Below are 26,661 nucleotides of genomic sequence, written 5' to 3'. Positions count from 1 at the left end.
CCTTAGCTTAGTAGCAACCAGACACCAACTCCCATCATTAAAGTGCCTGCGATACGGTTCATTAGACGTACATTCTTAGACTGACCTAATACGTGTTTCAACCCTTTACCACCAGTAGCGTACAGAGACATGCAAATGAACTCAAACAGTAAAATAATGGAGACAAGTATGATCAGTTGCGGTGCAAGCGCTGCGTTTTGGTCTATAAAAGGCGGTAAAAGAGAAATCATAAATGCCCAGCCTTTTGGGTTTGCGATTGCGGTAACGAAGCCTTGCATGATCAGTGTGATATTGTCACTCTTTGGTGTTTCTAAGTTGTCGACATTAATCGCAAGTTTCCCTCGCGACCGCCACATTTCAACACCAAGATAGAGTAAATAACCGCCACCAATGAACTTTAACGCGATAAACATCCAAGGATAATTGAGCATAATCGCAGCGATACCTAACACCGCAGAGACTGACACCAGCGCAACACCGAGAAGTTCTCCTATCATCATCCATAACGTGCGACGATAACCGATACTCATACCTAACGTTAGGGCGAGAGTCATGCACATACCAGGCGTGATTGAGACAAAAAAGAAAGTAGGGATGAACATACTGAGCAATGCAAGATTCATATCTGTTGATGATTTAGTGATTAAAGAGAAGCCACAAAGATAGTGCAAAGTGGAAAAGGATGCTACTACAAAGCGAACGATTACTTTCACTAGTAGCTAGTTGATGTTCTTCGAGTATATAAATTTAAAATGAAATTATATTTTAATCTATGCGTCATAATAGTGCGTATTGCACCAGTATGAGACAAGCTCTTATATCATGTTTAGATTAAATATGTTTAATTTATTATATTTTATCGGTATTAATCATCACTGTATTAAAATAATCGAATTGATAACTAAATTATCATTAAATGCAGTAATTAAATGATATGTTTGATAATTATTTTTACCGATAATTGAATTATTATTCTAATCTCAAGTTTGTTGTAATCATATAGGCTTAAAATTCAGATCTTAAATCATGACATAATGTAACGTCTACCATTCTGTATGTAAGTGCATGATATTTAATAATTATGTTTCTATTTCTGTTGGTGTGGCTTTTGTGGAAGTGTGATTTAAAACAATGACTTATGTAAAATTAACCATTTTATAACATTTCACGGGTAATGAGATCTAAATCAATCTTATGCAATTGGGTGAGTTTTTTATTTGAAATGTAATATTTCTAGGTTAACTTAAAATAAAGGCAGCACGGGATTGGTTGTCAAAAGAATAAATAAACACGTCAGTTGGTGAACTATTTCATCAGTGTATTAAGTTTGCTTTTTAAATGCCGTTAAGAATGGAGTCTTCAATGAAGAAAGTCGCTTTGATCACTGGATCAAAAGGCGGAATTGGTTCTGCTATTTCCTCTCAATTAGTCAATGACGGTTACCGTGTAATCGCTACTTATTTCACAGGTAACTACGAATGTGCGCTGGAGTGGTTCAACAGCAAAGGGTTTACCAAAGATCAGGTTCGCCTTTTTGAGTTGGATGTAACAAACACGACAGAGTGTGCAGAGAAATTGGCGCAATTGCTTGGGGAGGAGGGAACCATTGATGTTGTTGTCAACAACGCAGGAATCACACGTGATGGCGTGTTTAAAAAGATGACTGCGCAAGCTTGGAATGATGTCATCAATACCAACCTCAATAGTTTATTCAACGTTACGCAACCCCTCTTCGCTGCAATGTGCGAAAAAGGCGGTGGTCGTGTCATCAATATCTCTTCAGTCAATGGTCTTAAAGGGCAGTTTGGTCAAGCAAACTACTCGGCGGCGAAAGCTGGGATGATCGGTTTCTCTAAAGCCTTAGCATACGAAGGTGCTCGCTCGGGTGTGACAGTTAATGTTATCGCTCCGGGTTACACGGGTACGCCAATGGTTGAGCAAATGAAGCCAGAAGTGCTGGAATCCATCACGAACCAAATTCCAATGAAACGTCTTGCGACACCAGAAGAAATTGCAGCATCAGTGAGCTTCTTGGTCAGCGATGCGGGCGCCTACATCACCGGAGAGACTTTGTCGGTGAACGGCGGCCTATACATGCACTAAGGAGAGAAGATGATGGAAAAAGTATTTATCGTAGCGGCGAAGCGTACTCCAATTGGTGCTTTTGGTGGCAGCCTGAAAAATACTTCTGCTGGCGATCTGGCAGCAGTAGCGATTAAAGGCGCGTTGGAAGCGGCAAAGTTGCCTGGCGACAAGGTTGACGAAGTGATTGTTGGCAACGTTGTTGGTGCAGGTCAAGGAATGGGTGTTGGCCGCCAAGCGGCACTGTTTGCGGGGATTCCTGAATCTGTTCCTGCATATGGCGTAAACATGGTTTGCGGTAGTGGCATGAAAACGGTCATGGATGCCGTGTCCCATATCCGTAGTGGCGATGCTGAGATCGTTGTTGCAGCGGGTGTTGAAGTCATGTCTCAGATTCCGTTTGCTGCACCAAGCAGCATTCGTGATGGCAACAAAATGGGCAATCTGGAGCTAAAAGATCTGCTCGTAGCGGACGGTTTAACCGATGTTTACAACCAATATCACATGGGTGTGACGGCAGAAAACGTAGCAAAACAAATCGGCTTAACTCGCCAGCAGCAAGACGAATACGCGCTGTCTAGCCAACAGAAAGCGGTAGCCGCTATCGAAGCTGGCAAATTTCAAGACGAAATTGTGCCAGTGGAAGTAAAGCAACGCCGTGAAACCGTGATGTTTGATACGGATGAATACCCAAAAGCGAACGCGACAATGGAAGCCTTAAGCAAGCTACGTCCTGCTTTTGACCGCGAAGGCACTGTGACTGCGGGTAATGCATCAGGCATTAACGATGGAGCGAGTGCGATTATCGTGGCGTCTGAAAGCGCAGTTAAAGCGCATGGATTAACGCCGCTTGCTGAGATCGTAAGCTATGCGCAATCGGGTCTTGATCCGAAGATCATGGGCCTAGGTCCTGTTGAGTCGGTCAATAAAGCACTCGAAAAAGCAGAACTCACAGTAAATGATATCGACGTTTACGAGTTAAACGAAGCATTTGCAGCGCAAGCACTTGGCGTGATTCATCAGTTGGCGGAAACAAACCAAGTTCCAGTTAACGCGATTCAAGATAAAGCGAACTTTAACGGTGGTGCTATCGCGCTAGGACACCCGCTTGGTGCATCTGGAAACCGAATCTTAGTCACGCTGGTTCACGAGCTTCATAAGCAAAATGGTCAATATGGCGTTGCTTCACTTTGTGTGGGCGGCGGCATGGGCACGGCTGTGGTTGTAAAGACAGTTAAGTAATTATTTAAACGGACATTTTTAATTCTTTCTCTAGGAGACAAACCATGTACACAGATTTCTTCAAAACATTTAGCGATCAAACTGAAAAAAATCTAGAACCTTACTTGAAGTTCAACAAGCTAGTGACAAAAAACGTAGAAGTGTTGACCGAGCTTCAATTGAACGCCATTCGCACATACAGTGAAGTGGGTCTAAACCAGATGAAAGCAGCGACAGAAATCAAAGACGTAACGTCATTGACTGCTTTCAACAGTCAGCAACTAAGCGTACTTACTAAACTTTCTCAACAAATGATGGATGACAGCAACAAGCTTCAAGCGATTGCAAAAGAGTTCAAAGAAGACGTTGAGAAAATGACTTCGGAAAATCTAAAGACTGTTACTCCAGCGTAATTTGTCCGATTCTCGCCGCCCCTAGATTTGGGCGGCGTTGTTTTTTCCGAATATAGGAGTAAGACTATGTTTCAACACTTCTTTTCGGACTATCTTGTGAAGCTTCAGGAAACCAATCATCAGTGGTGGCATGATTTCGAAGTGAACAAGGCAGTCGTGAACTCTCCTTTAAACAAGGCCATGCAAGAAGTGAACTTTGAGGATACTGCCAAACTGTTCGAACAAGCTGCGAATCAGCCTGCTGCGATTTTAAAGCTGCAAGCACAGTGGTGGGAGCAGCAGCTGCAAATTTGGCAGAATGTTGCATTGGCAGGGAACCAAGCACAAATCGTCGAAGCTGAAAAAGGGGATAAGCGTTTCTCAAACGAAGCGTGGCAAAATGAAGCCATGTATAGCTTCATCAAACAATCCTACCTTTTATTTAGTAAGACCTATCTGGACACCATCGAGTCTTTGGAAGGCTTAGATGAAAAGACGAAAGAACGTATTATTTTTTTCTCTCGCCAAGCCATTAACGCCCTTTCTCCTTCCAACTTCATCGCCACTAACCCAGAGCTTTTGAAGCTGACACTTGAGCAAAACGGTCAAAACTTACTGGCAGGCTTAGAGCAGTTGAAAGAAGACGTTGAGTCGAGCGCAGACATTTTAAAAATTCGTATGACGAATAATAATGCATTCCGCGTGGGAGATGACGTTGCGACGACACAGGGCAATGTGGTTTTTCAAAACGAATTGTTTGAGTTGATTCAATATCGACCTCTAACAGAGAAAGTGAATGCGACGCCGCTGCTCATCGTCCCACCTTTCATCAATAAATACTACATCCTTGATTTAACAGCAAAGAACTCAATGGTTCGATGGTTGTTAGAGCAGGGGCACAGTGTATTTATGATGTCTTGGCGTAACCCAGGCAAGGCACAAGCGCACATAGAGTTTGGTGACTACGTGACAGAAGGCGTGGTGAAAGCCGTCGCTGCAATTGAAGATATAACAGGACAAGAGCAAATCAATGCGGCTGGTTATTGTATTGGTGGTACTGTTTTAGCAAGCACGGTTGCGTACTACGCTGCAAAACGTATGAAGAAGCGCATTAAGTCTGCCACTTTCTTCACCACGTTGCTCGACTTCTCTCAACCAGGTGAAGTCGGCGCGTATATCAATGACACCATTGTTAGTGCAATTGAAGCGCAAAATAACGCAAAAGGGTATATGGACGGCCGTTCCTTAAGCGTGACGTTTAGTTTACTGCGTGAAAACAGCTTGTACTGGAACTACTACGTAGACAACTACTTGAAAGGCAATAGCCCAGTCGATTTTGACTTGTTGTACTGGAATAGTGACAGCACCAACGTCAGCGCCGCGTCTCATAATTTCTTGCTTCGCGAGCTCTATTTAGAGAACAAGCTGGTGCAAGATAAAGGCGTCAAAATTGGTGGAGTATGGATTGATCTAAATAAGATCAAAATTCCTAGCTATTTTGTGTCAACGAAAGAAGACCACATTGCGTTATGGCAGGGAACTTACCGTGGTGCGCTGAACACGGGTGGTAACAAAACGTTTGTCCTCGGTGAGTCTGGTCATATTGCGGGCATCGTGAACCCTCCAGCTAAAAATAAGTATGGTTATTGGTTGAACGATAATTTGGATGACTCTGCTGATGAGTGGTTGAATAACGCGGAACACAAAGAGGGATCGTGGTGGACACACTGGAACGAGTGGTTACTCCAATTCAACCCTAAAGAGCAAGTTGAGCCTTTCCCTATTGGCTCAGAAAACCATCCGGTTATTGATGAAGCGCCAGGACAATACGTCAAACAGGTTCTGCCAGTAAAAGAATCTTAAACAACTCCCTATACCAGTAAATCTTAGCGGCCTTTATGGTCGCTTTTTTTATGTATGATTGCTTGTTTATTTATTTATTGTTGGCAGTACCATTGAGCAATAAATAAAAAGCGCCGAGCATTTGCTCGGCGCTCAGTGTCAACAAATAGGCTAGTTGACGAGTAGAGATGCGTTACGTTACACCTCTTTATCCTTACCAAATGACAGCAGCCAGAGAGAGATTGCTGCTACCGCCACAAAGCCGGAAAGAATAATCACTGGCATAGCACTGTAGCCAAGGATATGCCAAATTACAGATTCTAATGTACTCATGGTAAGTCTCCTTAGTGCCAGCCTTCAACGCCGCTCATGTCTGGTAGTTTGTGCGCAATACCTTTGTGACAGTCTACACATGTTTTCTCGCCTGAGGCTAGAGCGGTGGAGTGCTGTTCTGCCGCACGTGATCCTTGCTGAGAGTAATCCATGAAATCAAACTCATGACAGTTACGACATTCAAGAGAGTCATTCTTTTTCATACGTGCCCACTCTCGCTCTGCGAGGTGTCCACGACGCTCTTGGAACTTCTCTGGCGTATCGATCGTCTTCGTTACGAAGTGTGCAAATAGCTCTTTAGATGCCTGTACTTTACGAACGATCTTATCCGTCCATTCATGAGGAACGTGACAGTCTGAACAAATCGCACGAACACCAGAACGGTTGGAGTAGTGAATTGTTTCTTGAATTTCAGCAACGATCGGCGCGTGACAGCCAGAACAGAATTCTTCTGTGTTGGTTGCTTCCATACCTGTGTTGAATGCGCCCCAAAATAGAAGGCCACCAGCGAAGCCTAGAAATAAAACCACACCAGCGGCAGCTTTACTCGGGCTCGACAGTCTCTTCCAAAACGCTTTAAGTATTTTCATAAGTAACCTCTTAGTACTCGCGTTTCAATTACTGAAGCGAATCGACTGCCTTAAACTCGTTTTCCACTAGTGGTTTTGCATCCGTTTGTGGAACGTGACATTGCAAACAGAAGTAACGACGAGGAGACATATCTGCCAGTACCGCATCTTCTCTGTTTACATAGTGCGTTACGCTAATTTTAGTCGCACCTGACTCTTTTGCATTTTTCCAGCTATGGCATGCAAGACACTTGTTAGCATTTAACGAAATTTCGTAGTGACGAATGCTGTGTGGGATCAACGGTGGTTGATAAACATAGCTGTCTTCAACAATTTGATCTTTAGGGAAGTCTTTGAACTCGTCTGCTGGACGCGTATCTTCCAATTGAGACATTCCACGTAAAGATTCTAGACCTCCAATACCACCTGGATTATCCAACTCAGCTTGCGCAATGCCTGTCACTAACGCACCTACAGATAAAACTGCGACAAGTAATTTTTTCATCATTTCATCTCCGCCTTTATGGCTTAAATTCTTTATTAGGCCGCCATAATGACGGCCGTAGCATTCAGTATCTGAAGGTTAAGCAATCTTAGTGATTTTGACTGGGCACTTCTTAAAGTCTGTCTGTTTAGACAGTGGATCAGTCGCATCTAGGATAAGCTTGTTAATCAAAATACGTGCATCAAAGAACGGTACGAATACCAAACCTTTTGGCGGACGGTTACGACCGCGAGTTTCAACACGAACGCGTACTTCACCGCGTTTGTTTGCCATGAGTACTTCTTCACCACGACGAACATTGCGTGCTTTTGCGTCTTCTGGGTGCATGTAACACACTGCGTCTGGTACTGCTTTGTATAATTCAGGTACACGACGAGTCATGGTGCCTGTGTGCCAATGTTCAAGAACACGACCAGTACATAACCACATATCAAATTCATCGTTCGGTACTTCTGGTGGCGCTTCGTATGGCGCGGAAATGATCTTCGCTTTGCCGTCAGCATTGCCGTAGAAGTCCCAACCAGAGCCTTCTTTCGCGTATGGGTCTGAACCTTCTTTAAAGCGCCACTGTGTTTCCTTACCATCAACAACAGGCCAACGTAGACCACGTACTTGGTGGTAGCGGTCGTATGGAGCCAAATCATGCCCGTGACCACGGCCAAATGTTGCGTATTCCTCAAACAGACCTTTTTGAACATAGAAACCGAAGTGGTGAGCATCGTCATTCAGTTCACGAGCTTCTTCGATAGGGAATTTGTCGACGTTACCATTGCGGTAAAGTACGTCGTACATTGTTTTACCACGGTATTGAGGCGCTTTCGCTAGAAGCTCTTCAGGCCATACTTCTTCCATTTTGAAGCGTTTCGAGAACTCCATTAGTTGCCAAAGGTCCGATTTTGCTTGACCGACTGTGCCCACTTGTTGGTACCAAGCTTGGGTACGACGCTCTGCGTTACCGTAAGCACCTTCTTTTTCAATCCACATTGCGGTAGGAAGAATAAGGTCTGCTGCTTGTGCTGTTGCTGTCGGGTATGGATCAGACACAACGATGAAGTTTTCTGGGTTTCGGTAACCTGGAAGACGTTCTGTGTTGATGTTTGGACCGGCTTGCATGTTGTTGTTACATTGAACCCAGTAACAGTTCAGAACGCCGTCATTCAGCATACGGTCTTGCAATACGGCGTGGAAGCCAGGTTTTGGTGGAATCGTACCTTCTGGTAGTTTCCAGATGTCTTCTGCAATCTTACGGTGTTTAGGGTTAGCAACCACCATGTCCGCTGGTAGGCGGTGAGCAAACGTACCAACCTCACGAGCGGTACCACATGCTGATGGTTGGCCCGTTAGTGAGAATGGGCTGTTCCCCGGAGTCGAGATCTTACCGGTTAGTAGGTGGATGTTGTAAACCAAGTTATTCATCCATACACCACGAGTATGCTGGTTCATACCCATCGTCCATAGAGACATCACTTTCGTGTTTGGATCCGCGTATTGCTTCGCAAGCTCGATAAGCTTCTCTTTCTCAACACCAGAGATTTCAGATGCTTTCTCTACTGTGTATGGCGCTACTGATTTCTTGTACTCTTCGAATGAGATAGAAGTGAGTTTGCCAGAGTTCGGGTTCTTCGCTGCTTTTTGTAGCGGATCATCGTCACGTAGACCGTAGCCGATGTCAGTGTCTGCTTGAGTGAAGTTCGTGTGTTTGTTCACGAAGTCCCAGTTTACTGCATCGTTTTCGATGATGTAGTTTGCGATGAAGTTAGCAATTGCAAGGTCAGACTGTGGATTGAAAATGTAGCCGTGGTCTGCCAACTCAAATGAACGATGGTAGTAAGTAGAAAGCACGTTCACTTTAACATGAGAGTGACTTAGGCGGCGGTCAGTAATGCGAGTCCATAGAACCGGGTGCATCTCTGCCATGTTTGAGCCCCAAAGAACGAAAGCGTCTGCGTTCTCGAAGTCATCGTAACAACCCATTGGCTCATCGATACCGAATGCGCGCATGAAACCTACAACGGCAGAAGCCATACAGTGACGAGCGTTTGGATCAATGTTGTTTGATCGGAAGCCTGCTTTCATTAACTTTGATGCAGCGTAGCCTTCCATTACTGTCCATTGGCCTGAGCCAAACATACCTATGCTTGTTGGGCCCTTTTTCTCGAGGGAAGCTTTCCATTTCTCAGCCATGATGTCGAAAGCGTCATCCCAAGAGATAGGTGTAAATTCACCATCTTTGTGGAATTTGCCATCTTTCATTCGTAGCATCGGTTGAGTTAGACGGTCTTGACCGTACATGATCTTAGAAAGGAAGTAACCTTTGATACAGTTCAGGCCTTTGTTTACTGGTGCTTCTGGGTCACCCTGTGTTGCTACCACTTTGCCGTTTTGAGTGCCAACAAGAACAGAACAGCCTGTACCACAGAAACGACAAGGTGCTTTGTCCCATGTGATTTTGGTTTGATCAGAGCTTGCAATCAGGTTGGCTGCAGATGCTGGTAGTGTCACACCTGCGACAGCAGCAGCTGATGCAGCCGCGTTTGCTTTCACAAACGCACGTCTTGTCATTTTCATACTTCACCCTCGATTTGGGAATGTTGTGTTCCAGTGTCTTCTTCATCCGTTTCTTCAAGCCCAGTTTCGATTTGGTGATAAACCAATACCGTGCTTAAGACGTTCGGTAAATTGTTAATGGCATCGATAGTGTCTGTGATGAAACCTTGGTTCTCAGTTTCAAGTACGACGATAATCTTGCCTTCAGGACTGTCACCATAGATTTCCGCATTTTCGTGTGCTTCTATCTTTTGTTTGATTTCGTCCAAATGTTCCGGCAGCACATGTACTACCAAACTTGAAATATGCACTTCATTTAGTGACATATAGCTCTCTCATTTATTTTTATTGCCTTTGGCCGACGACATTCGGCTTAGGCTGTTGTATTGCTCACATTGATGGATGAAGTCGGGCACACTGAAACACAGGCGCCGCAGCCGTTACACTCATCAAGGTCTAAATTGGGTTGTGCTACTTTCCCCAGTTCTAATTTGAACTGAATTGCCATCGGGTCGCACATATCCCCACAGCTTCGGCATTCGACATTTTGTTTTGCTAAGCAGTTATCGTTGATACTTGCTTTTGCTTGCCAAGGTTGTTCTGTTTCTGGCAAGAAAAGGGGCTCAGGACAGGCGTTTGCACATTGATAGCAAAATGTGCATTCATCGATGGAAAAATCGACCGAGGGGAATCCGCCATCACTTTTGGTTATAATCTTTGTTTCACAGGCCTCAATGCATTTACCGCAGCGAGTGCAATCGTCCGTAAACTGTTGCGGTTTAGTTAACCAAGGCAAACGTACGGCGTTGTCGGGGTGCGCTTTTCTTGCAAAGAGTCTTCTTCTGGAAAGGTCTACCACTTAGTCACCTCGAAACTTGGAACCCAAACTAAGCATAGTCCACAATTTTCATTAATAAACTGTCATTTAAACTAACGAAATTGTAGTTTTTGACATATTTGTATAAATACCTCTTAGGGGGTAAATGGTATGCAATATTGTTTTGGATCAATAAATTCCGTCGCAGGTGATCACATATTGATAAAGTTGAAAGGTAATGGGTTCATTGCACGTAAAAATAGGATTGTTAATGGGCGAGGAACTCAGATTGTTTAAAAATGTGAAAAAGTCGGTGACGCGCACGATTGCGTCCGCGATGCTTCTTATTTTGCTGCTCTCAGTCGCTACGACTGGTTTTGCGATTTTTACGTTAGCGTCCAGTTTGAACGATGCTGAAGCCGTCAATGTTGCTGGCTCGATGCGAATGCAAAGCTACCGTCTGGCGAATGATATTCAGGTTAAATCTGTTGACTATTCTTCACATATTGACGCATTTGAACATTCGATATATTCACCTTCAATGAAAGCGCTTCAGCATTGGTCTGTGCCAGAAGACATCACTCACGATTACTACCGTCTTATTATCAGATGGCATGAACTCAAGGCGGTGCTTAGAGGAGACAACCCGGCAGAATATCAACTCCTAGTGGCCGGTTTTGTTGAACAAATCGATGAGTTTGTATTTAAGCTACAAAGCTTTTCGGAGCAAAAACTGATTAACTTAGCCTGGATCGGCGGGTTAGGGTTGGGTGGCATTCTTTGTGTCAGTATGTTTGTCGTTCATTTTGTGCGCCTCGAAGTTGTTCGGCCTCTGCGTGCCTTAGTTTTTGCTAGCGAGCAAATTAAAAATCGCTCATTCAATATATCGCTCAATGTATCCAGCGATAATGAAATGGGAATACTGACTCGAACCTTTAACCGGATGGCGACAGACCTTGGTAAGTTGTACCGAGGATTAGAACAAGCGGTTGATGAGAAAACACGTAAATTGCAGCATGCCAACCAGTCTTTAGAAGTGCTGTACGACTCGTCAAAAGAACTCACGGCGTCGCGTATTAATCAAGACAATTTCCAGGCGATTTTGCAGCATATCGTCAGTCTTGAGGGCATTAAAGCGGTCAAACTTGAAATCGAGCAGCTAGGAGAACCGAGCTGGATATTGATGGAAGGAGAAGAATGCTGCCAAGATTGTGATGAAGATTGCCACGGTAAAGCCCTGATGCTAGATGATGAGCACTTGGGCTATTTATATTGGAAAGCAGGGTTACCTTGTCCGAACGAGGCTCTTATTGACAACTTCGTGCAGATTTTATCACGCGCCGTGTATTACAATCGGGCGCAGCGCCAAGCAGAACAAATTCTGCTGATGGAAGAGCGAGCCACTATTGCTCGGGAGTTGCATGATTCATTGGCTCAAGCACTCTCTTACTTAAAAATTCAGGTCGCTTTGTTAAAGAGAAGCGTAAAGAACTTGCCTGACGAAAAGGCGATCGCGCAGGCTAATCAAGTTATTGCTGAGCTAGATACGGGCTTATCTGCCGCGTATACGCAGTTACGCGAGTTACTGACGACGTTTCGTCTTACGATTAAAGAGGGCAGTTTTGGCCAAGCATTGCAAGACATGGTTGAAACGCTCAGTGAACAAACTGCTGCGGACATTACGCTAAAAAATAGACTTTCATCAACTGAACTGGATGCACATCAGCAGGTTCATTTACTACAGTTGATAAGAGAAGCGGCAATTAATGCAATCAAACATGCGCAAGCAGATAATATTCACATTCAATGTCTCGATAATGATGGAAAAGTCACAGTAACCGTTAGCGACGATGGAATAGGCTTTGAACATCAAGACGAAAAATTAAATCATTACGGTATGAGTATCATGCAAGAGCGGGCCGCTAGACTGCATGCCGATCTGCACATCGAAGCATCGATAAACAAAGGTTGTACCGTAAAATTAGAATTCCAACATAGTAAGGAAGTAAACAGTGACAGTGTGTAAAGTAATGCTGGTGGATGATCATCCACTCATGCGAAGAGGTATCCACCAGCTTTTAAGCTTTGAGCCTGAGTTTGAGGTCATTGCAGAAGCAAGTAATGGCGCGGATGCAGTAGCGAAAGCGCATGAGCTAGAACTGGATCTTGTACTTCTTGATCTTAATATGAAAGGCATGTCTGGCCTTGATACTTTGCAAGCACTGCGTGCAGATGGCTGTGAAGCCAGAATTGTCATTCTAACCGTTTCAGATAGCCCAGCAGATATAGAAGCAATAGTTCGAAGTGGTGCCGATGGCTATTTATTGAAAGACACTGAGCCTGATGAGTTGGTTGAGTTGCTAAAACAAGCGCACCAAGGGGACAAGGCATACAGCCAAGAAGTTTCTAAGTATTTGAGTGAACGTTCAGAGCAAGAGGACGTGTTTGATACACTGACCGATCGTGAATCGCAGATCTTAAGAGAGGTGGCAAGAGGTTTCCGCAACAAGCAAATTGCCGATCGTCTTTTTATCTCTGAGTCTACGGTTAAAGTACATATGAAGAGTTTACTTAAAAAGCTTCAAGTTCCTTCTCGTACTGCAGCAACCGTCCTTTATCTTGAGCGCTTTGGCGACATCAAATAACATTGTTGGATTTTAATCTATAATAATAAATAAAATCAAATAGTTATATGGATTCTGACGAATAAAAAAACCGCCTTTTAGGCGGTTTTTTTACTTGTCTGGGCGAATAGAGTACAAGTCACTGTTGTGCTTACCACACTCCAAATAGTACTGATAAGCCACTTTTTTGCTTTCAGCAATGACTCTCATGCAGTGCATTTTCCCCTGTTCAAAATATCGAATCTCATATTCTACACTGGTATCAAGTTGCTCAGCGGCTGCCATACTTCGCCTCCATAAACCATCCAAAAAACATCCATGCAAATTATATGCCGTTATAGGGAGCGTCGTTCGGTACGTTTTTTAGCCGATAATTGCGCTCTAACTCACTTTTTTGCGGATAGCTGTGATCAAAAAGTTAATTTCAAACTCTATATATTATTAAGGTGGCAATCAATATTTGTCACACTGGTGTAAGTTTGCCGCAATACTAAGTGATACAGGTTGAGTATAGAACTTAATCAACAGAAAAGGGAATACGAATAAGTGACTAAATTAAAGGATGTATCTAATAAGGCGCTTCGTTATGGCCTTCTATTTTGTTTCGTATTTCTGCTTGCCGGTTGTGCGAAAAAGTTTTTATACAGCAATATCGATTGGTTCGTGCTCGATTACTTAGAGGACTATGTCTCGTTGCAAGGGGAACAAGAAGTCCTAGTGGAAGAGCGCTTATTATTGTTGGCAGACTGGCACAAGAAAGAGGAGTTACCATTATATATCGAACATTTAAAAGACCTTGAGAGATTAAAAGCGAGCGATATCACCTTAAATTACTTACAACAAAATCGAGATAGAATGCGAGCGCATTACGATAGAGTGGTAAGCAAAGCAGCACCAGATCTTTTTGCGTTAAGTTTGCAATTAACGAAAGAGCAAGAACGCGAGTTTTTGAGTAATGTACAAGAACATTATCAAGAGCGAAACGCAAAATATGCCGATAAGACAGAAGACGAAGTGCGTGAAATTATTCTGGATAACACTGAAGAGTGGATGGAAGAATGGCTAGGGAATCTATCAGGAAATCAGCGTCAATTAGCTCAAAGATTTTCTCAGCAAGTTATTTTAAACAGCCCTTTATGGAGAGATTATCGAGCCACGGTATATCAAGAGCTCGAATACTTGTTCGACAACAAATCTAATGTTGTGACTTATCAAGATATATTTATGCGACTCTTGTTCGAGCCAGAGAGTTATTATAGTGAGCAGCTTTCTCTGAATATTGACTCTAACTTTGCATTGGTTGATCAACTGACATTAGATGTTTCTCGTTCGATGACCGATAAGCAATGGCGTCATTTTCGTGAAAAGGTTAAAGAGTGGCGAGTACTGGCAGAGGAACTTTTAGATTAAATTCATGCTTCAATGAGCGAAAGCAAAGCGCAAAAGCCTTTCTTATCAAAAAATGATTCAAAGCAAATTCTTATTGAACTAAGAGCGTAACATAGCGTGAGGTTTGATGAGGCAACGTCAGCTTATCAATGCGTGATAAGGCCTCATCGTACAAAACAATGAGAATAAATATGAAACATTTAGTTGAAAGATTTCTTCGATACGTCACGTTTGATACCCAATCCAATCCACATGTGACGCTTTGCCCAAGTTCACCTGGTCAGCTTGTGTTTGCTGAGTTACTTAAAAAAGAGATGATCGAGCTTGGTTTAAGTGACGTGACTTTGGATAAAAATGGCTATTTGATGGCTAAACTGCCAGCCAATATTGACTATGAGGTTCCTCCTATCGGCTTCATTGCCCATATGGATACCGCGCCGGATGCATCTGGCAAAAACGTAAAGCCGCAATTCATCGAAGATTACCAAGGTGGCGATATTGCATTAGGGTTGGGGGATGAAGTGTTATCTCCCGTGCAATACCCCGATTTACATCACCTACATGGCCACAATCTTATTACTACCGATGGCACTACATTACTTGGCGCGGATAACAAAGCCGGTATCGCAGAGATTCTTTCCGCGGTAGCTCTGCTACTGGAAAACCCAGACATTCCACACGGCGACATTTGTATCGGCTTTACTCCGGATGAAGAAATCGGTCGTGGTGCAGATTTGTTTGACGTTAAAAAATTTGGCGCGAAATGGGCATACACTATAGATGGTGGCCCGCAAGGTGAGTTGGAATACGAAAACTTTAATGCAGCAAACGCTGATGTAATTTTTCATGGTGTTAGCGTTCATCCAGGTACTGCAAAAGGCAAAATGGTCAATGCGATGAACTTGGCTGCGAAATTTCAAGTTCAAATGCCCCAAGATCAAACTCCGGAAACAACCGAAGGTTACGAAGGGTTCTTCCATCTAAAATCGGCAGAAATGGGCGTTGCACGAAGCGAGCTAGGTTACATTATTAGAGACTTTGACCGTCAAAGACTTGAGGATCGAAAAGCCTTTATGCAGAAACTCGTCGATGAAATGAACACGGGTTTACGCCATGGTTCTGTAGAGCTAAAAATAAAAGACAGCTATTACAATATGAGAGAAATGGTTGAGCCTTACCCTCATATCATTGAGCTGGCAAAGCAAGCGATGGAAGCGTGTGATGTGGAACCGATTATAAAACCTATTCGTGGTGGTACAGATGGTGCTCGTTTATCTTTTATGGGTTTGCCGTGCCCGAATATCTTCACCGGCGGTTTTAACTTCCACGGAATTCATGAGTTTATTTCTGTTGAAATGATGGAAAAATCAGTACTCGTTATCGTCAAAATTGCTGAGCTTACAGCGAAAAAACACAGTTAAAAGACTACGTCGAGACCTCTTGCAGATTTAATAACAAAATAGCCCAGATCTTCCTGGGCTATTTAAATATTAAGATGGAATACTAGCGCACGTCTTTGTCTTCAATTTCAATGTCTTCTAGTGGTAACCAGTCGACTTTCACACCCGCTTGATCGAACATATCTTGACTGACTTGGATTTTATCTCCCCAGCGAGATAAAAAGTCTTCAGACTGCTCAGGGCAGTGTACGTGTGAGATCCCTGTTTGAATGATCTTTGCCGCGCAGTTAGGGCAAGGAAAATGCGTTACCCAAATATCACATCCGTCTAAGTCACGTTTTGAGAACAAAATTGCGTTCTCTTCCGCGTGCAGTGTTTTAAGGTATTTCAACTCGCGCTCATCGGTGTCGACACTGTCAGAAACACCATGCGGATAGCCATTAAATCCAACAGATACAATGCGATTCTGTTTAGTAATAACGGCACCGACTTGTGTTGATGGGTCCTTACTCCAAGATGCCACTAGTTCTGCCATCTGGTAAAAGCGTTTCGCCCATTTAGAAATCATAGTCATCCTCTCTGTCGAAGGCGTTGAATTAATTGAATGATAACCCATTTATATTAAAAAAATAGTCAAAATCGGGGTCTTGAGTATGAAGGCGTCACTTTTTACCTTTTTAGCCATAAAACGTTCTTATCTTGAGCACTGAATCTCACTTTACGCCCGAATACAATACTCCCGTTAGTGTTTCCAAACTCAAATTAAAACTCGCGATCTCCTAAGGCGTATATTAAATAGTTATGATTGAGTTGTATGTATATTGCTCATTGAATACCACTGTTAACTAAATTACTTTATTTTCCTTTTGTTTCTCATGTTTACATTTAGAAACACCTTGGGCGCTTTTCAGTGAAGTTTTCAGTGGCAGCAAGGAGTAAGGTTGATAGGAATTCAACAATATCCTGTTCTATAAAGACGGTAAATACATGCAAAAGAAACCACTTGTCGCACTAATGGCGGCTACAGCAATCCTCGCTGGATGCGGGGAAGCTAATAATGCCCAAACGAAAGGTCAAGCGCCTCTCGTAGTGACTCAGGATGTCACGGTTATCGACTACCAACCGAGCAAGTCTTATATCGGTCGCATTGAAGCAGTAGAAGATACCAATATTACCGCGCAGATTTCTGGCTACTTAAAAGCTCGTCACTTTGAAGAGGGGCAAATGGTAGAAAAAGGGCAGCTCCTTTACTCTATCGAGCCATCTTCTTTTGAAGCCCAAGTCGCGAGTGCTAAAGCCGCACTTGCACAAGCTAAAGCGGCGCTAAAAAAAGCCGAATTAGATCATACTCGAGGTAAAAACTTGTTGCCTCGCGGTAGTATCTCTCAATCTGAGTTTGATGCTTTAACTGCGGCACTTCTTGGTGCGAGAGCAGAGCTAGAAGCGGCAAATGCTCAACTTAAACTTGCTGAAGTTAACCTTTCCTATACTCAAATCCGAGCACCTTTTAGCGGACGTATTAGTGATACCAAAGTGAGTACGGGTGATCTGGTTTCTCCATCATCTGGCGTGCTGACAACTCTGGTGAGTTTAGATCCAGTTCATACCTCATTTAGTGTGAGTGAGCGTGAGCGTTTAGCTATGGGTATGGATCAAGTAAAAGGTGATGGCTCGGCTGAATCAAACCGCGTTGAAGTTCAGCTTGAACTGGAAAATGGACAGTTTTTTGAGCATCTTGGTAAGCTTGATTTCTTAGGTAATCGTATTGACACCAAAACGGGTACGATTGCTATGCGCGCGCTAGTGCCAAACCCAGAGCAGAAGTTACTTCCGGGTCAACACATCAAAGTGAACTTGAGAGATAAGAACACGAAAGACGTTATTGTTATCCCACGACGTGCCGTACAGACTGACTTAGAAGGTGACTTTGTGATGGTGATGGCTGAGGGAAGTGTGGCAGAGCGTCGTAACGTCGAGCTTGGCCCTCAGGTTGAACAAGGCATTATCATTCGAGAAGGGCTCGATCAGGAAGATACGGTTATTACACAAGGCCTACAACGTGTGCGTAATGGTGTAGAAGTGCGCCTTCAAGCACCTGCTGAAGATAAGCAGTAGGGGGCACTATGTTAAGTCGTTTCTTTATTCAGAGACCTAAATTCGCGCTGGTTATTTCGATCATATTAACGCTAGCCGGCGCGATCTCACTGGCGATTTTGCCAGTGGCTGAGTACCCACAGATAAGCCCGCCATCAGTAAGCGTTTCGGCTTACTACACTGGCGCGAGTGCGGAAGTTGTCGAGCAGGCCATTGCGGACCCCATAGAGACCTCAGTCAACGGCGTTGAGGATATGATATACATGTCTTCAAAGAGCGCGAACGATGGCTCTTACAGCCTAAACGTCACGTTCGATGTTGGCACCGATCCAGATATGGCGCAAGTTAACGTGCAAAACCGCGTGTCACAGATTGAGTCAAAACTTCCTCAAGAAGTTCGCATGGTTGGTGTGACGGTGAAAAAGCGTTCACCTGACTTGCTGATGGTACTTAACTTCTATTCACCTGATGGCAAATACGATGATCAGTTCTTGATTAACTACATTAACTTGAATGTAAAAGATCAGTTGGCTCGTGCGAAAGGTATCAGTGAAGTTAACGTGATTGGTGGTGGCGAATACGCAATGCGTGTTTGGTTAGATCCTGAAAAAATGGCCAACCTTAAGCTAACCACGTCAGACGTATACGCCGCTTTGGCTGAACAGAACGTTCAAGTTGCGGCAGGGCGTGTAGGTGCAGCACCATACAACAATCCGCAAGAAGTTCAGTTTAACCTTGTGACCAAAGGTCGCTTGGAAAGCGTGAGTGAGTTTGAGAACGTAGTCCTTCGAGCTAATCCCAATGGCTCTACGGTTTATCTGAAAGATGTTGCTCGCGTTGAACTAGGCAAAAAGTTCTACGATGGTAACGGTAAGTTCCGTGGCCAGGACGCGTCAATCGTTGCGTTGTCTCTTCAATCGGATGCGAATGCGTTAGAAAGTGGTCAGGCCGTCATGGAGCTCCTTGAAGGCTTGAGCAAAAACTTCCCAGAGGGAATGGAATACGAGACCAGCTACGATACAACCGTGTTCGTATCTGAATCGATCAAAGGGGTAGTAAAAACACTGATTGAAGCGATTCTATTGGTGATTGCTGTAACTTACTTGTTCTTGGGTAGTGCGCGTGCAACGTTGATTCCTGTTGTCGCGATCCCCGTTTCTCTGATTGGTACGTTTGCCATCATGCAGGCAACGGGCTTCACCATTAATACGGTTACTTTGTTTGGCTTGATCCTTGCGATTGGTATCGTGGTGGACGATGCGATTCTGGTTATCGAAAACGTCGATACTACCATGGCGAAAGACCCAAGCATTTCACCGCGTAAAGCGACGTTGCTAGCGATGAAAGAAGTAACGGGACCAATCATCACGTCGACCTTGGTTCTACTTGCGGTATTCATACCCGTCGCCATGCTGCCAGGTATCACCGGTATCATGTATCGCCAGTTCGCTTTGACCATCTGTATTTCGGTTGTGATTTCATCCATCAATGCATTGACGCTGTCTCCAGCACTTTGTTCTCTGGTATTGAAGCAGGGTGGGGGCAATACCGCTAACTGGTTCCAGGCTTTCAACAGAGGCTTAGAGCGCATCACTACGCGTTATGGCCAGATCGCTGGTTTCTTGGTGAAGAAGTCTTTACTGCTCGTGACGTTCTTTATAGTTGCTATCGCAGCGGTCACTTTCTTTGCGAAAACCACCTCTACAGCGTTTGTTCCTCAAGAAGATAAAGGCATTTTGCTGGTTAACGTACAGCTACCAGATTCAGCCTCTTTATCACGTACTGAAGAAGTCACCAATGATTTAATGAAAATGATCGGTGAAGAGCCTGGTGTGGATGGTGTGACGGTTGCGAACGGTTACTCGTTTATGACAGGCGCAGCAGCATCAAACGGTGCTTCTGTATTTATCAAATTGCATGACTGGGATACTCGTAACTCGCTGCAAGGAGAGCACTCTGCTAATGCTATCGCGGCACGTATTAACGGGCGAGCGGCGACAGAGTTACCTCAAGCGGTTGTTTTTGCGATGGGACCACCGGCGGTTCCAGGTATGGGCGCTGCGTCTGGTTTTGAGTTTGTGCTTGAAGACACGCTAGGGCGAAGTCGTACCGACTTGTCGATGGTCATGGGAGAAATGATCCAAGCGGCTAACCAAGCGCCTGAAATTGCCTACACGTTTAGCACGTTCCGCGCGAATGTTCCGCACTACTACGTTGATATCGATCGTGAGAAAGCGCAGCAATTAGGTATTTCGCTGTCGTCTATTTTCCAAACCTTGCAAGGCAACTTAGGTTCGCTTTATGTGAATGACTTCACCATGTTTGGTAAGAACTTCCGCGTAACCATGCAAGCTGATAGCCAGCACCGTAGCAGCATGGAAGATCTAGAGCGTTTCCATGTTCGTTCTTCGAACGGTGATATGGTCCCGTTAAGTACGCTAGTGAGCTACGAGCAAGTGTTTGAGCCTGATGTGGCGTGGCGTTACAACATGTACCGCAGTGCTATCATTCAAGGCCAACCAGCTCCGGGTTACTCTAGTGGTGATGCGATTGCAGCAATGGAACGCGTTGCTGCTGAAGTTCTTCCGCAAGGGTACACGTATGAATGGACAGGTATGGCTTATCAGGAAGTGCTTGCGGGCAACCAAGCCATTTATGCGTTTGCGCTGGCTTTGATCTTCATTTACTTGTTTATGGTGGCTCAGTATGAGAGTTGGAGTATTCCACTGGCTATTATTTTGGTGGTCCCAGTAGCAACGTTAGGTTCCTTCCTTGCGTTGAATCTAACTGGCACGCCGCTTAACTTGTATGCCCAAATTGGTCTTGTCTTGCTCATAGCCTTGGCGGCGAAAAACGCAATTTTGATTGTGGAGTTCGCCAAGCAAGAGCGTGAAGAAAAAAATGCTGATATCGATAGTGCAGCGGTTAAAGGAGGCACGTTACGTTTCCGCGCTGTGAATATGACATCTTGGTCATTTATCCTGGGTATCTTCCCGCTTATCTTTGCCGCTGGTGCGGGGCACGTGAGTCAAAACTCACTCGGCGTGTCGCTGATTGGTGGTCTATTGTGTGTGCTTCTAGCAGGTACATTCTTGATCCCAGGCTTCTACGCCCTGGTGCAAAGACAGCGTGAGAAAGTTCATGGCGGCAACACCAAGCTGGTTCCTCTTGATGATGAATAATCACATCCGAAGTGCGCAGTAAGCACGAAGTGACAATTGAAAAAAAGCCCGAAGCAATGATTGCCTCGGGCTTTCTATTTTGAAAAGGGTTATTTTAGCGCAGTTTTGAATTGTGCAACGGCTTCATCCATATCATGAGCTTGAGCAGAGACAGAGTTCACTTCATGCAAGCATTCCTGAGCGGATTGCATGTTATTCTCAGATATGGCGTTTAGCTCGGTGATTGAACCGCTAACTTGGTTCATCACGATACCTTGTTCTTCAATTGCTGAAGCTATGCGCTCCGAATTACCTTGAATTGAATGCATGTCAGTAATGATCTGTTGCAGGCTAGAATCCAGTTTTTCAGAAGCATTAAGTGTTTGTTGCCCTTGATCGTTACATTGATCAATATCAGCAACAACTGTAGACATTTGAGTTTGAATATCTGCAACGACCCGCGTGATTTCCTCAGTGGATTGATGAGTTCGGCTAGCTAGGGCGCGTACTTCATCGGCAACAACTGCAAACCCGCGGCCTTGTTCGCCTGCTCGCGCGGCTTCAATTGCTGCGTTGAGAGCTAGTAGGTTGGTTTGCTCTGCAATCTCTTGGATGATGTTCACGGCACCACCAATTTTATCTACATGCTGATTCAGCGAGCCAATCGACTGCTGGCTGTTTGATAAAATCGTGGTTAGTTGACCGATGTTGGTTACCGTCGCCTCAACAACTCCTCGACCTTGTTCGGCATTATTCGCTGCCTGATGTACGCCTTCTACCGCAACTGATGTGCTCTCAGAGATTTCACCTATTGTGGCAACCATTTGCTGAACTGCCGTCGCCATTGATGCTGTGTGGTCAGTTTGAGTGTGGAATTGCTCCATAACGCCTTCTAACTCACGATGCATATTATCGGTACTTGCAGTGAGTTGCGCCGATTTTTCTTGGGTACTACTAATTAGATGCTCAAGCTTATCCAATAGGTCATTGAGGTGATGACTGATATCAAATAGCTCGTCTTGACCTTTCAAATCAGATCGAAGTCCCATGTTGTTCGTTTCGCTGATACTTCGAATGGTGCCAAGTAAGCTATTCACTCGCGTATTGATTGAACGTGAAATTTGCCAAATCAATGCGAAAATAACGACTAAGATCAGAGCTGTAATGACCTGCTTGATGGTCGACATTTGTTCATCACGTTGTGCGGCAGCAGAGCTAAGGGCTGTGGAAAAGGTTTCAAATTGCTCTTCTACGGCATGGGATAATGCGCGAGTTTCACCGAGTAGGCCTTTGTCATAAGCAACCCCAACAACTTGCTTTTGGGCCGCCAATTGCTTACCTGTTTTGATAAGCTCCGGAGCATATTGCCCCTCAAGCAAGTCACTATTGAATAGTCCTGCTTTTACCGCAGAGTCAAAACGGACTAATGCCAATAACTGCTGGTGGTCTGAACGTTGTTTAGCTTCTAATAGTGCTTGTTCGTAACCGGCGAGAAGCCCACTCTTTGAATCAAGCCCGTATCGTTGGTAAGCGCTGACCAGATTCTGAAAGCCCCTTTGGTATGCGAGCAAGTCTTGCTTAAATTGTTGACTGGAAGGTAATTCATTACTCTTGAGTATGTTCGCAAGCTCTTTTTCTGTGTCTATAAACTTGTCAACATTGGCGTCAAACTTATTTAGATATTTGTCATTACTACGCAGTAGGAAATCTTTTTCATTTCTGCGTAAGTTGAGTAAGCGTATTTCTAGATCACCAACGAGTTTGATGGCGTGATTAAGATCATTGCTCTTATTTTCAAAATGGGATGACGTACCCAAAAGGGCCACGATGCCTAAAATGGCGATAACTCCGAGGAAGTAGAGTTTTTGCCTAATAGTCATATTGTTGTTTCCTGAATAAGTAACTAAAAAGAGAAATCCAATGAGATTTCCAAGGGCTAGCAAACGTTGTTCAACTAACATGTCGAGAAAACGACATGCACTAATACAGCACTTTTTTACGTTGCTGTTTTTTCGCTCCGTGCTTGTTTTTTGTATCAAGTCGTCGGCGTTGAGAAGCGCGGGTTGGTTTCGTTTTAATACGCTTCTTCTCCTGTAAAGCGGCAGCTTTTATCAATGCTTGAAGCCGATTTAGGGCGTCTTCCTTATTTTGTTCTTGTGTCCGAAATTGTTGCGCTTTGATGATGATCACGCCATCTTTACTTATACGACTATCAGAAAGTGCAAGTAATCGCTCTTTGTAAAAGTCAGGTAAGCTTGAATGCCGGATATCAAAGCGCAGGTGTATAGCGGACGCCACCTTGTTAACGTTCTGGCCACCATTTCCTTGAGCTCTAATTGGGGATAATTGAATTTCCCACTCTTGAATTGTGACGGAGTTCGAAATTTTGAGCATGATAAGTAAATGCCGGTAAGGACGATTGAAAGAGCTGATAAATTAACATTACAGATGCACAAATAGAAGAAAAGACATGAGCACGATTGATTTTAGACCCTATGAGGGATTCATATTTGATATGGATGGTACTCTAATCGATACCATGCCAGCCCACTTGGCAGCTTGGCAAGCAACTGCTGAGCGTTTTGATTTTCCGTTTTGCCAGGAATGGTTTCACAGTTTGGGAGGGATGCCGAGCTTTAAAATTGTTGAGGAACTAAATCGTGTGCATGAGCTTTCATTAGATCCTAAAACTGTCGCGACATTTAAAATGGAAACATTCGCTGCTATGGAGCTTCATGGTGACGTTATTCCTTGCACGAACATCGTGTTAGAGGAATATTTAGGCCATAAGAAAATTGCAGTCGGGACTGGCAGCCAACGAGAAAGTGCCATGCGCTTATTAAGCCATGCAGGTTTATTAGACAAGTTGGATGTTGTAGTAACCGCGAGTGATGTAGAGAACCATAAACCCTTTCCAGATACCTTTTTGGTGGCCGCGGAACAACTCGACTTGGAGGCGTCACAGTGTCTTGTGTTCGAGGATACTGAGTTGGGGAAGCGAGCTGCGCATGCAGCTGGTATGGATTGCGTTATGGTGCAAGATAATGAGTTGATCTTTTTCCCAAAACCATAGTGGCAATATCCCTTAATATGAGATCAAAATGGGGTGCAAATGCACCCCATTAATTTTTACCACATCATCGATCATGAATCATAGATGCTTATTCTGGTTGAACTAGCTCTTGGTATTCAAATGAAGGTACCACAACTTCTACGCGACGGTTTTTCTCACGACCTTCGCGAGTGCTGTTGTCAGCAACTGGGTTTTCTTCACCCATACCTTTAACTGTCAAACGATCTGAACCAATGCCAGCTGCGGTTAGGTAATCAGCAACAGATTGAGCACGACGCTCAGACAGTTTTTGGTTGTATGCCGCAGGGCCTGAGCTATCCGTGTAACCAGTAATCTCTACTTGAGCTTGAGGATATTCGTTCAAGAATGAAACAAAGTTGTCCAGACGTTCAGAAACGGACTCTGTTAACTTAGCACTATCGAATTCAAACGTACCTGTACCGTACTCTTCTTTGTGCACCTTGCTCATCATCACTGGTTCTGGATCTGGCTCGATCACTTCTTCCGTTACAACTGCTGCAACAACTGGAGCTGCTGCGAATTTGTAGTTAACACCGATACCAAAGAAGTTAGCATCCATGTCGTCCCACACCTCGTCAGACATATCTTGGTAGCGTTGGTATTCAGCGCGAACACTCCAGTTTCTATCGATCGAGTATTCAGCACCCAAAGAACCTGTTGGGACAAAGTCTGTTTCGTCATCAGACATCATGTAAGCACCACCGATCTTAGCAAATAGATTCCAAGAGTCGTTTAAGTGCCAGTTGAATTTAGGTGCAAGTGTTAAAGCCGTTAGATTGCCGTCAATCGTATTAATCGTATTAGCCCCTGACCTAGAGTTTCCTTCATAGTCGCCTAAGAAGTCTACGCCGTACTCTAGCCCGATGATATCGGTAAAGTCATAACCGATATGTAGTCCTGCACCGAACGCTTCATCATCACAAGGGCTATTTAGATAGCAAGCGTCGTCAAGTGTAGTCATGCCCACTTTGCCCCCGATGTACATTTCAGCTTGAGCAGAGTTTAAAAGCGCGCTACTACCAGCTACCACTGCTGCTACTGCAATTGCTACTTTGTTCATAATGTTTCCTTGTATTGATTGCATATTAACTTCTACTTCGTTTTATCAAAAAATTAGAAAAAACCAGCGCTTATAAGAAATTAGTTTAATATTCTAATCATTTCATATCAAGCAACAATATATTTGAACTTGATCAACATTTACTACCCAAAAATACCTCACAAACTTCTGATATTTCTTACATTGTAGTAAAGATTTTTTGGTGCATAAGAAAATTGATGATTATTTTGAACTTTTTTTCGTAAACTTTACTTTACATTGTGCGCGATGGTTAACAGGTGGTTTTTATTTGCATTTATTTGCAAAAACTGATTGCAAGTCTACGCCTAAGCCGATAAGTTACTTAAACGCTAGACAGAAAATGACCACAGCCCTTGATGCTGCTCGCTTTGTGAACAATGTTGCAATGAGTTCAGTTGGTAAAAATGGGGTCGGAAATAAAACCAGGAAGTAGAAGTAATGTTTCAAACTGATGATGTAAGAATAAATAGAGTAAAAGAGTTATTGCCACCTGTTGCAGTATTAGAGAAGTTCCCAGCGACTGAAACCGCTTCTTCGACCACTTTTGATTGCCGTAACGCCATTCACAATATTCTTGAAGGAAAAGACGATCGATTACTCGTGATCGTTGGCCCGTGTTCTATTCACGATCCGGCTGCCGCGGTTGAGTACGGTAAAAAGCTAAAAGTACTACGTGATGAACTGGGCGAGCAGCTTGAGGTTGTTATGCGAGTTTATTTTGAAAAGCCGCGTACGACCGTTGGTTGGAAAGGCCTTATCAATGACCCTTACTTAAATGACACCTATAAGCTAAATGATGGTCTACGTATCGGACGTAAACTCCTTCTTGATCTAACCGATATGGGCTTGCCAACGGCAAGTGAATTCTTAGATATGATCACACCTCAGTACGTGGCGGATTTGATCAGTTGGGGCGCTATCGGTGCTCGTACGACAGAATCTCAGGTTCACCGCGAGCTAGCTTCTGGTCTTTCTTGTCCTGTAGGTTTCAAAAACGGTACAGACGGGAATATTAAAATAGCGAGCGACGCGATTCGTTCTGCAAGCGCTTCCCATCACTTCCTTTCAGTAACAAAATACGGTCATTCCGCGATCGTAGAAACCGCTGGTAATCCAGACTGCCATATTATTCTACGTGGCGGTAAAGAACCAAACTACAGTGCAGCACATGTAGCTCAAATTAAAGATGAGCTGGACACCGCAGCTCTGCCGAAAAAAGTGATGATTGATTTTAGCCATGCTAACAGCTCGAAGCAGTTCAAGCGTCAAATGCTGGTGTCTGATGATGTATCCGAGCAAATCTCTGCTGGCGAAGAAGCCATTTTTGGAGTGATGATCGAGTCTCATTTAGTTGAAGGTCGCCAAGACTTAGTGGATGGTAAAGCTGCCACTTATGGTCAGTCGATTACTGATGCATGTATTGGTTGGGAAGATACGGAAACGGTACTTCGTCAGCTTTCTGATGCAGTAAAAGCGCGCCGCAACAAGTAAGCTCAACAGAAAAACTTTT

At 44.0% G+C, this 26,661-nt stretch carries 24 protein-coding genes; 12 read left to right on the top strand and 12 right to left on the bottom strand.

Annotation, left to right across the window (positions count from 1 at the left end):
- Window positions 1–2: 2 nt before the first annotated feature.
- Window positions 3–623, bottom strand: coding sequence for a LysE family translocator (locus R7E47_RS04935; protein WP_158155841.1), 621 nt, complete (start codon window positions 621–623; stop codon window positions 3–5).
- Window positions 624–1,362: 739 nt separating this feature from the next.
- On the opposite strand from R7E47_RS04935, the gene R7E47_RS04930 reads away from it, so the two are divergent.
- From R7E47_RS04930 to phaC, 4 genes are all read left to right on the top strand, one after another.
- Window positions 1,363–2,103, top strand: coding sequence for an SDR family oxidoreductase (locus R7E47_RS04930; RefSeq protein WP_005373555.1), 741 nt, complete (start codon window positions 1,363–1,365; stop codon window positions 2,101–2,103).
- A gap of 12 nt (window positions 2,104–2,115) precedes the next feature.
- The gene (locus tag R7E47_RS04925; protein WP_031777157.1) at window positions 2,116–3,324 is read left to right on the top strand and encodes an acetyl-CoA C-acetyltransferase; all 1,209 of its coding nucleotides are present in this window, start codon (window positions 2,116–2,118) and stop codon (window positions 3,322–3,324) included.
- 44 nt (window positions 3,325–3,368) lie between these two features.
- Complete coding sequence (locus tag R7E47_RS04920; RefSeq protein ID WP_005373550.1) at window positions 3,369–3,716, top strand: phasin family protein; 348 nt, start codon at window positions 3,369–3,371, stop codon at window positions 3,714–3,716.
- A 66-nt stretch (window positions 3,717–3,782) separates the two neighbouring features.
- Entirely contained in the window at window positions 3,783–5,558 is a 1,776-nt protein-coding gene (gene phaC, locus R7E47_RS04915; RefSeq protein WP_017819891.1) for a class I poly(R)-hydroxyalkanoic acid synthase, read from the top strand.
- 177 nt (window positions 5,559–5,735) lie between these two features.
- On the opposite strand, the gene R7E47_RS04910 is transcribed toward phaC, so the two are convergent.
- The 6 genes from R7E47_RS04910 to napF form a co-directional block, all read right to left on the bottom strand.
- Complete coding sequence (locus R7E47_RS04910) at window positions 5,736–5,870, bottom strand: TIGR02808 family protein (protein ID WP_005373546.1); 135 nt, start codon at window positions 5,868–5,870, stop codon at window positions 5,736–5,738.
- Window positions 5,871–5,881: 11 nt separating this feature from the next.
- Window positions 5,882–6,460 carry a NapC/NirT family cytochrome c gene (locus tag R7E47_RS04905; RefSeq protein ID WP_005373542.1) on the bottom strand — a complete coding sequence of 193 codons (579 nt, stop codon included), beginning with the start codon at window positions 6,458–6,460 and terminating at the stop codon, window positions 5,882–5,884.
- 28 nt (window positions 6,461–6,488) lie between these two features.
- A complete protein-coding gene (locus R7E47_RS04900) occupies window positions 6,489–6,944 on the bottom strand; it encodes a nitrate reductase cytochrome c-type subunit (protein WP_005389061.1) in 456 nt (151 codons plus the stop codon).
- 78 nt (window positions 6,945–7,022) lie between these two features.
- Window positions 7,023–9,512: a periplasmic nitrate reductase subunit alpha gene (gene napA, locus R7E47_RS04895; protein WP_318083897.1), complete on the bottom strand. Its 2,490-nt coding sequence runs from the start codon at window positions 9,510–9,512 to the stop codon at window positions 7,023–7,025.
- Window positions 9,509–9,817: a chaperone NapD gene (locus R7E47_RS04890; RefSeq protein ID WP_005373535.1), complete on the bottom strand. Its 309-nt coding sequence runs from the start codon at window positions 9,815–9,817 to the stop codon at window positions 9,509–9,511. The genes napA and R7E47_RS04890 overlap by 4 nt, the downstream gene beginning before the upstream one ends.
- A 47-nt stretch (window positions 9,818–9,864) precedes the next feature.
- Window positions 9,865–10,350, bottom strand: coding sequence for a ferredoxin-type protein NapF (napF, locus tag R7E47_RS04885; protein WP_005373529.1), 486 nt, complete (start codon window positions 10,348–10,350; stop codon window positions 9,865–9,867).
- 247 nt (window positions 10,351–10,597) lie between these two features.
- On the opposite strand from napF, the gene narQ reads away from it, so the two are divergent.
- Both narQ and R7E47_RS04875 read left to right on the top strand, forming a co-directional pair.
- Entirely contained in the window at window positions 10,598–12,334 is a 1,737-nt protein-coding gene (gene narQ, locus R7E47_RS04880; RefSeq protein WP_042522694.1) for a nitrate/nitrite two-component system sensor histidine kinase NarQ, read from the top strand.
- A gap of 4 nt (window positions 12,335–12,338) precedes the next feature.
- Entirely contained in the window at window positions 12,339–12,953 is a 615-nt protein-coding gene (locus tag R7E47_RS04875; protein WP_031777156.1) for a response regulator, read from the top strand.
- 90 nt (window positions 12,954–13,043) lie between these two features.
- Here the strand turns inward: R7E47_RS04875 and R7E47_RS04870 are convergent, their stop codons facing one another.
- Window positions 13,044–13,217: a hypothetical protein gene (locus tag R7E47_RS04870; protein ID WP_005373524.1), complete on the bottom strand. Its 174-nt coding sequence runs from the start codon at window positions 13,215–13,217 to the stop codon at window positions 13,044–13,046.
- A gap of 261 nt (window positions 13,218–13,478) precedes the next feature.
- Here R7E47_RS04870 and R7E47_RS04865 point away from each other — a divergent pair, with 261 nt between their 5' ends.
- Together R7E47_RS04865 and pepT are read left to right on the top strand one after the other, a co-directional pair.
- A complete protein-coding gene (locus R7E47_RS04865) occupies window positions 13,479–14,342 on the top strand; it encodes a DUF6279 family lipoprotein (RefSeq protein WP_005389049.1) in 864 nt (287 codons plus the stop codon).
- 170 nt (window positions 14,343–14,512) lie between these two features.
- Window positions 14,513–15,742, top strand: a complete 1,230-nt coding sequence (pepT, locus tag R7E47_RS04860) for a peptidase T (RefSeq protein WP_053304524.1) — start codon at window positions 14,513–14,515, stop codon at window positions 15,740–15,742.
- 82 nt (window positions 15,743–15,824) lie between these two features.
- On the opposite strand, the gene R7E47_RS04855 is transcribed toward pepT, so the two are convergent.
- Window positions 15,825–16,289 carry a dCMP deaminase family protein gene (locus R7E47_RS04855; protein WP_005373515.1) on the bottom strand — a complete coding sequence of 155 codons (465 nt, stop codon included), beginning with the start codon at window positions 16,287–16,289 and terminating at the stop codon, window positions 15,825–15,827.
- A 419-nt stretch (window positions 16,290–16,708) separates the two neighbouring features.
- Between R7E47_RS04855 and vmeY the strand changes: the two genes are divergently transcribed.
- Together vmeY and vmeZ are read left to right on the top strand one after the other, a co-directional pair.
- Complete coding sequence (gene vmeY / locus R7E47_RS04850) at window positions 16,709–17,836, top strand: multidrug efflux RND transporter periplasmic adaptor subunit VmeY (RefSeq protein WP_017635193.1); 1,128 nt, start codon at window positions 16,709–16,711, stop codon at window positions 17,834–17,836.
- Window positions 17,837–17,844: 8 nt separating this feature from the next.
- Window positions 17,845–20,997, top strand: a complete 3,153-nt coding sequence (vmeZ, locus tag R7E47_RS04845; RefSeq protein ID WP_086047498.1) for a multidrug efflux RND transporter permease subunit VmeZ — start codon at window positions 17,845–17,847, stop codon at window positions 20,995–20,997.
- An 89-nt stretch (window positions 20,998–21,086) separates the two neighbouring features.
- Here vmeZ and R7E47_RS04840 read toward each other — a convergent pair whose 3' ends face one another.
- Both R7E47_RS04840 and arfB read right to left on the bottom strand, forming a co-directional pair.
- Window positions 21,087–22,856, bottom strand: a complete 1,770-nt coding sequence (locus tag R7E47_RS04840; protein ID WP_025767924.1) for a methyl-accepting chemotaxis protein — start codon at window positions 22,854–22,856, stop codon at window positions 21,087–21,089.
- A 100-nt stretch (window positions 22,857–22,956) separates the two neighbouring features.
- Entirely contained in the window at window positions 22,957–23,370 is a 414-nt protein-coding gene (gene arfB, locus R7E47_RS04835; RefSeq protein WP_017635196.1) for an alternative ribosome rescue aminoacyl-tRNA hydrolase ArfB, read from the bottom strand.
- Between the two features lie 76 nt (window positions 23,371–23,446).
- Between arfB and R7E47_RS04830 the strand changes: the two genes are divergently transcribed.
- Window positions 23,447–24,049: a beta-phosphoglucomutase family hydrolase gene (locus R7E47_RS04830; RefSeq protein ID WP_017819896.1), complete on the top strand. Its 603-nt coding sequence runs from the start codon at window positions 23,447–23,449 to the stop codon at window positions 24,047–24,049.
- 88 nt (window positions 24,050–24,137) lie between these two features.
- On the opposite strand, the gene R7E47_RS04825 is transcribed toward R7E47_RS04830, so the two are convergent.
- Entirely contained in the window at window positions 24,138–25,130 is a 993-nt protein-coding gene (locus tag R7E47_RS04825; RefSeq protein WP_238855362.1) for an OmpA family protein, read from the bottom strand.
- Between the two features lie 459 nt (window positions 25,131–25,589).
- Here R7E47_RS04825 and aroG point away from each other — a divergent pair, with 459 nt between their 5' ends.
- Window positions 25,590–26,642 (top strand): 3-deoxy-7-phosphoheptulonate synthase AroG, encoded by a 1,053-nt coding sequence (aroG, locus tag R7E47_RS04820; protein WP_238855363.1) that lies wholly within the window; start codon window positions 25,590–25,592, stop codon window positions 26,640–26,642.
- Window positions 26,643–26,661: the final 19 nt, after the last annotated feature.

The organism is Vibrio sp. Vb1026 (assembly GCF_033338745.1).
GTDB classification, from domain to species: Bacteria; Pseudomonadota; Gammaproteobacteria; order Enterobacterales; family Vibrionaceae; genus Vibrio; species Vibrio alginolyticus.
This window is presented reverse-complemented; position numbering and strand designations above follow the sequence as displayed.

Excerpts from the sequence above, each read along its gene's own strand:
- R7E47_RS04935 (WP_158155841.1), bottom strand. The coding sequence starts at position 623 with ATGAATCTTGCATTGCTCAGTATGTTCATCCCTACTTTCTTTTTTGTC.
- R7E47_RS04930 (WP_005373555.1), top strand. The coding sequence starts at position 1,363 with ATGAAGAAAGTCGCTTTGATCACTGGATCAAAAGGCGGAATTGGTTCT.
- R7E47_RS04925 (WP_031777157.1), top strand. The coding sequence starts at position 2,116 with ATGGAAAAAGTATTTATCGTAGCGGCGAAGCGTACTCCAATTGGTGCT.
- R7E47_RS04920 (WP_005373550.1), top strand. The coding sequence starts at position 3,369 with ATGTACACAGATTTCTTCAAAACATTTAGCGATCAAACTGAAAAAAAT.
- phaC (WP_017819891.1), top strand. The coding sequence starts at position 3,783 with ATGTTTCAACACTTCTTTTCGGACTATCTTGTGAAGCTTCAGGAAACC.
- R7E47_RS04910 (WP_005373546.1), bottom strand. The coding sequence starts at position 5,870 with ATGAGTACATTAGAATCTGTAATTTGGCATATCCTTGGCTACAGTGCT.
- R7E47_RS04905 (WP_005373542.1), bottom strand. The coding sequence starts at position 6,460 with ATGAAAATACTTAAAGCGTTTTGGAAGAGACTGTCGAGCCCGAGTAAA.
- R7E47_RS04900 (WP_005389061.1), bottom strand. The coding sequence starts at position 6,944 with ATGAAAAAATTACTTGTCGCAGTTTTATCTGTAGGTGCGTTAGTGACA.
- napA (WP_318083897.1), bottom strand. The coding sequence starts at position 9,512 with ATGAAAATGACAAGACGTGCGTTTGTGAAAGCAAACGCGGCTGCATCA.
- R7E47_RS04890 (WP_005373535.1), bottom strand. The coding sequence starts at position 9,817 with ATGTCACTAAATGAAGTGCATATTTCAAGTTTGGTAGTACATGTGCTG.
- R7E47_RS04875 (WP_031777156.1), top strand. The coding sequence starts at position 12,339 with ATGCTGGTGGATGATCATCCACTCATGCGAAGAGGTATCCACCAGCTT.
- R7E47_RS04870 (WP_005373524.1), bottom strand. The coding sequence starts at position 13,217 with ATGGCAGCCGCTGAGCAACTTGATACCAGTGTAGAATATGAGATTCGA.
- pepT (WP_053304524.1), top strand. The coding sequence starts at position 14,513 with ATGAAACATTTAGTTGAAAGATTTCTTCGATACGTCACGTTTGATACC.
- R7E47_RS04855 (WP_005373515.1), bottom strand. The coding sequence starts at position 16,289 with ATGATTTCTAAATGGGCGAAACGCTTTTACCAGATGGCAGAACTAGTG.
- vmeY (WP_017635193.1), top strand. The coding sequence starts at position 16,709 with ATGCAAAAGAAACCACTTGTCGCACTAATGGCGGCTACAGCAATCCTC.
- vmeZ (WP_086047498.1), top strand. The coding sequence starts at position 17,845 with ATGTTAAGTCGTTTCTTTATTCAGAGACCTAAATTCGCGCTGGTTATT.
- R7E47_RS04840 (WP_025767924.1), bottom strand. The coding sequence starts at position 22,856 with ATGACTATTAGGCAAAAACTCTACTTCCTCGGAGTTATCGCCATTTTA.
- arfB (WP_017635196.1), bottom strand. The coding sequence starts at position 23,370 with ATGCTCAAAATTTCGAACTCCGTCACAATTCAAGAGTGGGAAATTCAA.
- R7E47_RS04830 (WP_017819896.1), top strand. The coding sequence starts at position 23,447 with ATGAGCACGATTGATTTTAGACCCTATGAGGGATTCATATTTGATATG.
- R7E47_RS04825 (WP_238855362.1), bottom strand. The coding sequence starts at position 25,130 with ATGAACAAAGTAGCAATTGCAGTAGCAGCAGTGGTAGCTGGTAGTAGC.
- aroG (WP_238855363.1), top strand. The coding sequence starts at position 25,590 with ATGTTTCAAACTGATGATGTAAGAATAAATAGAGTAAAAGAGTTATTG.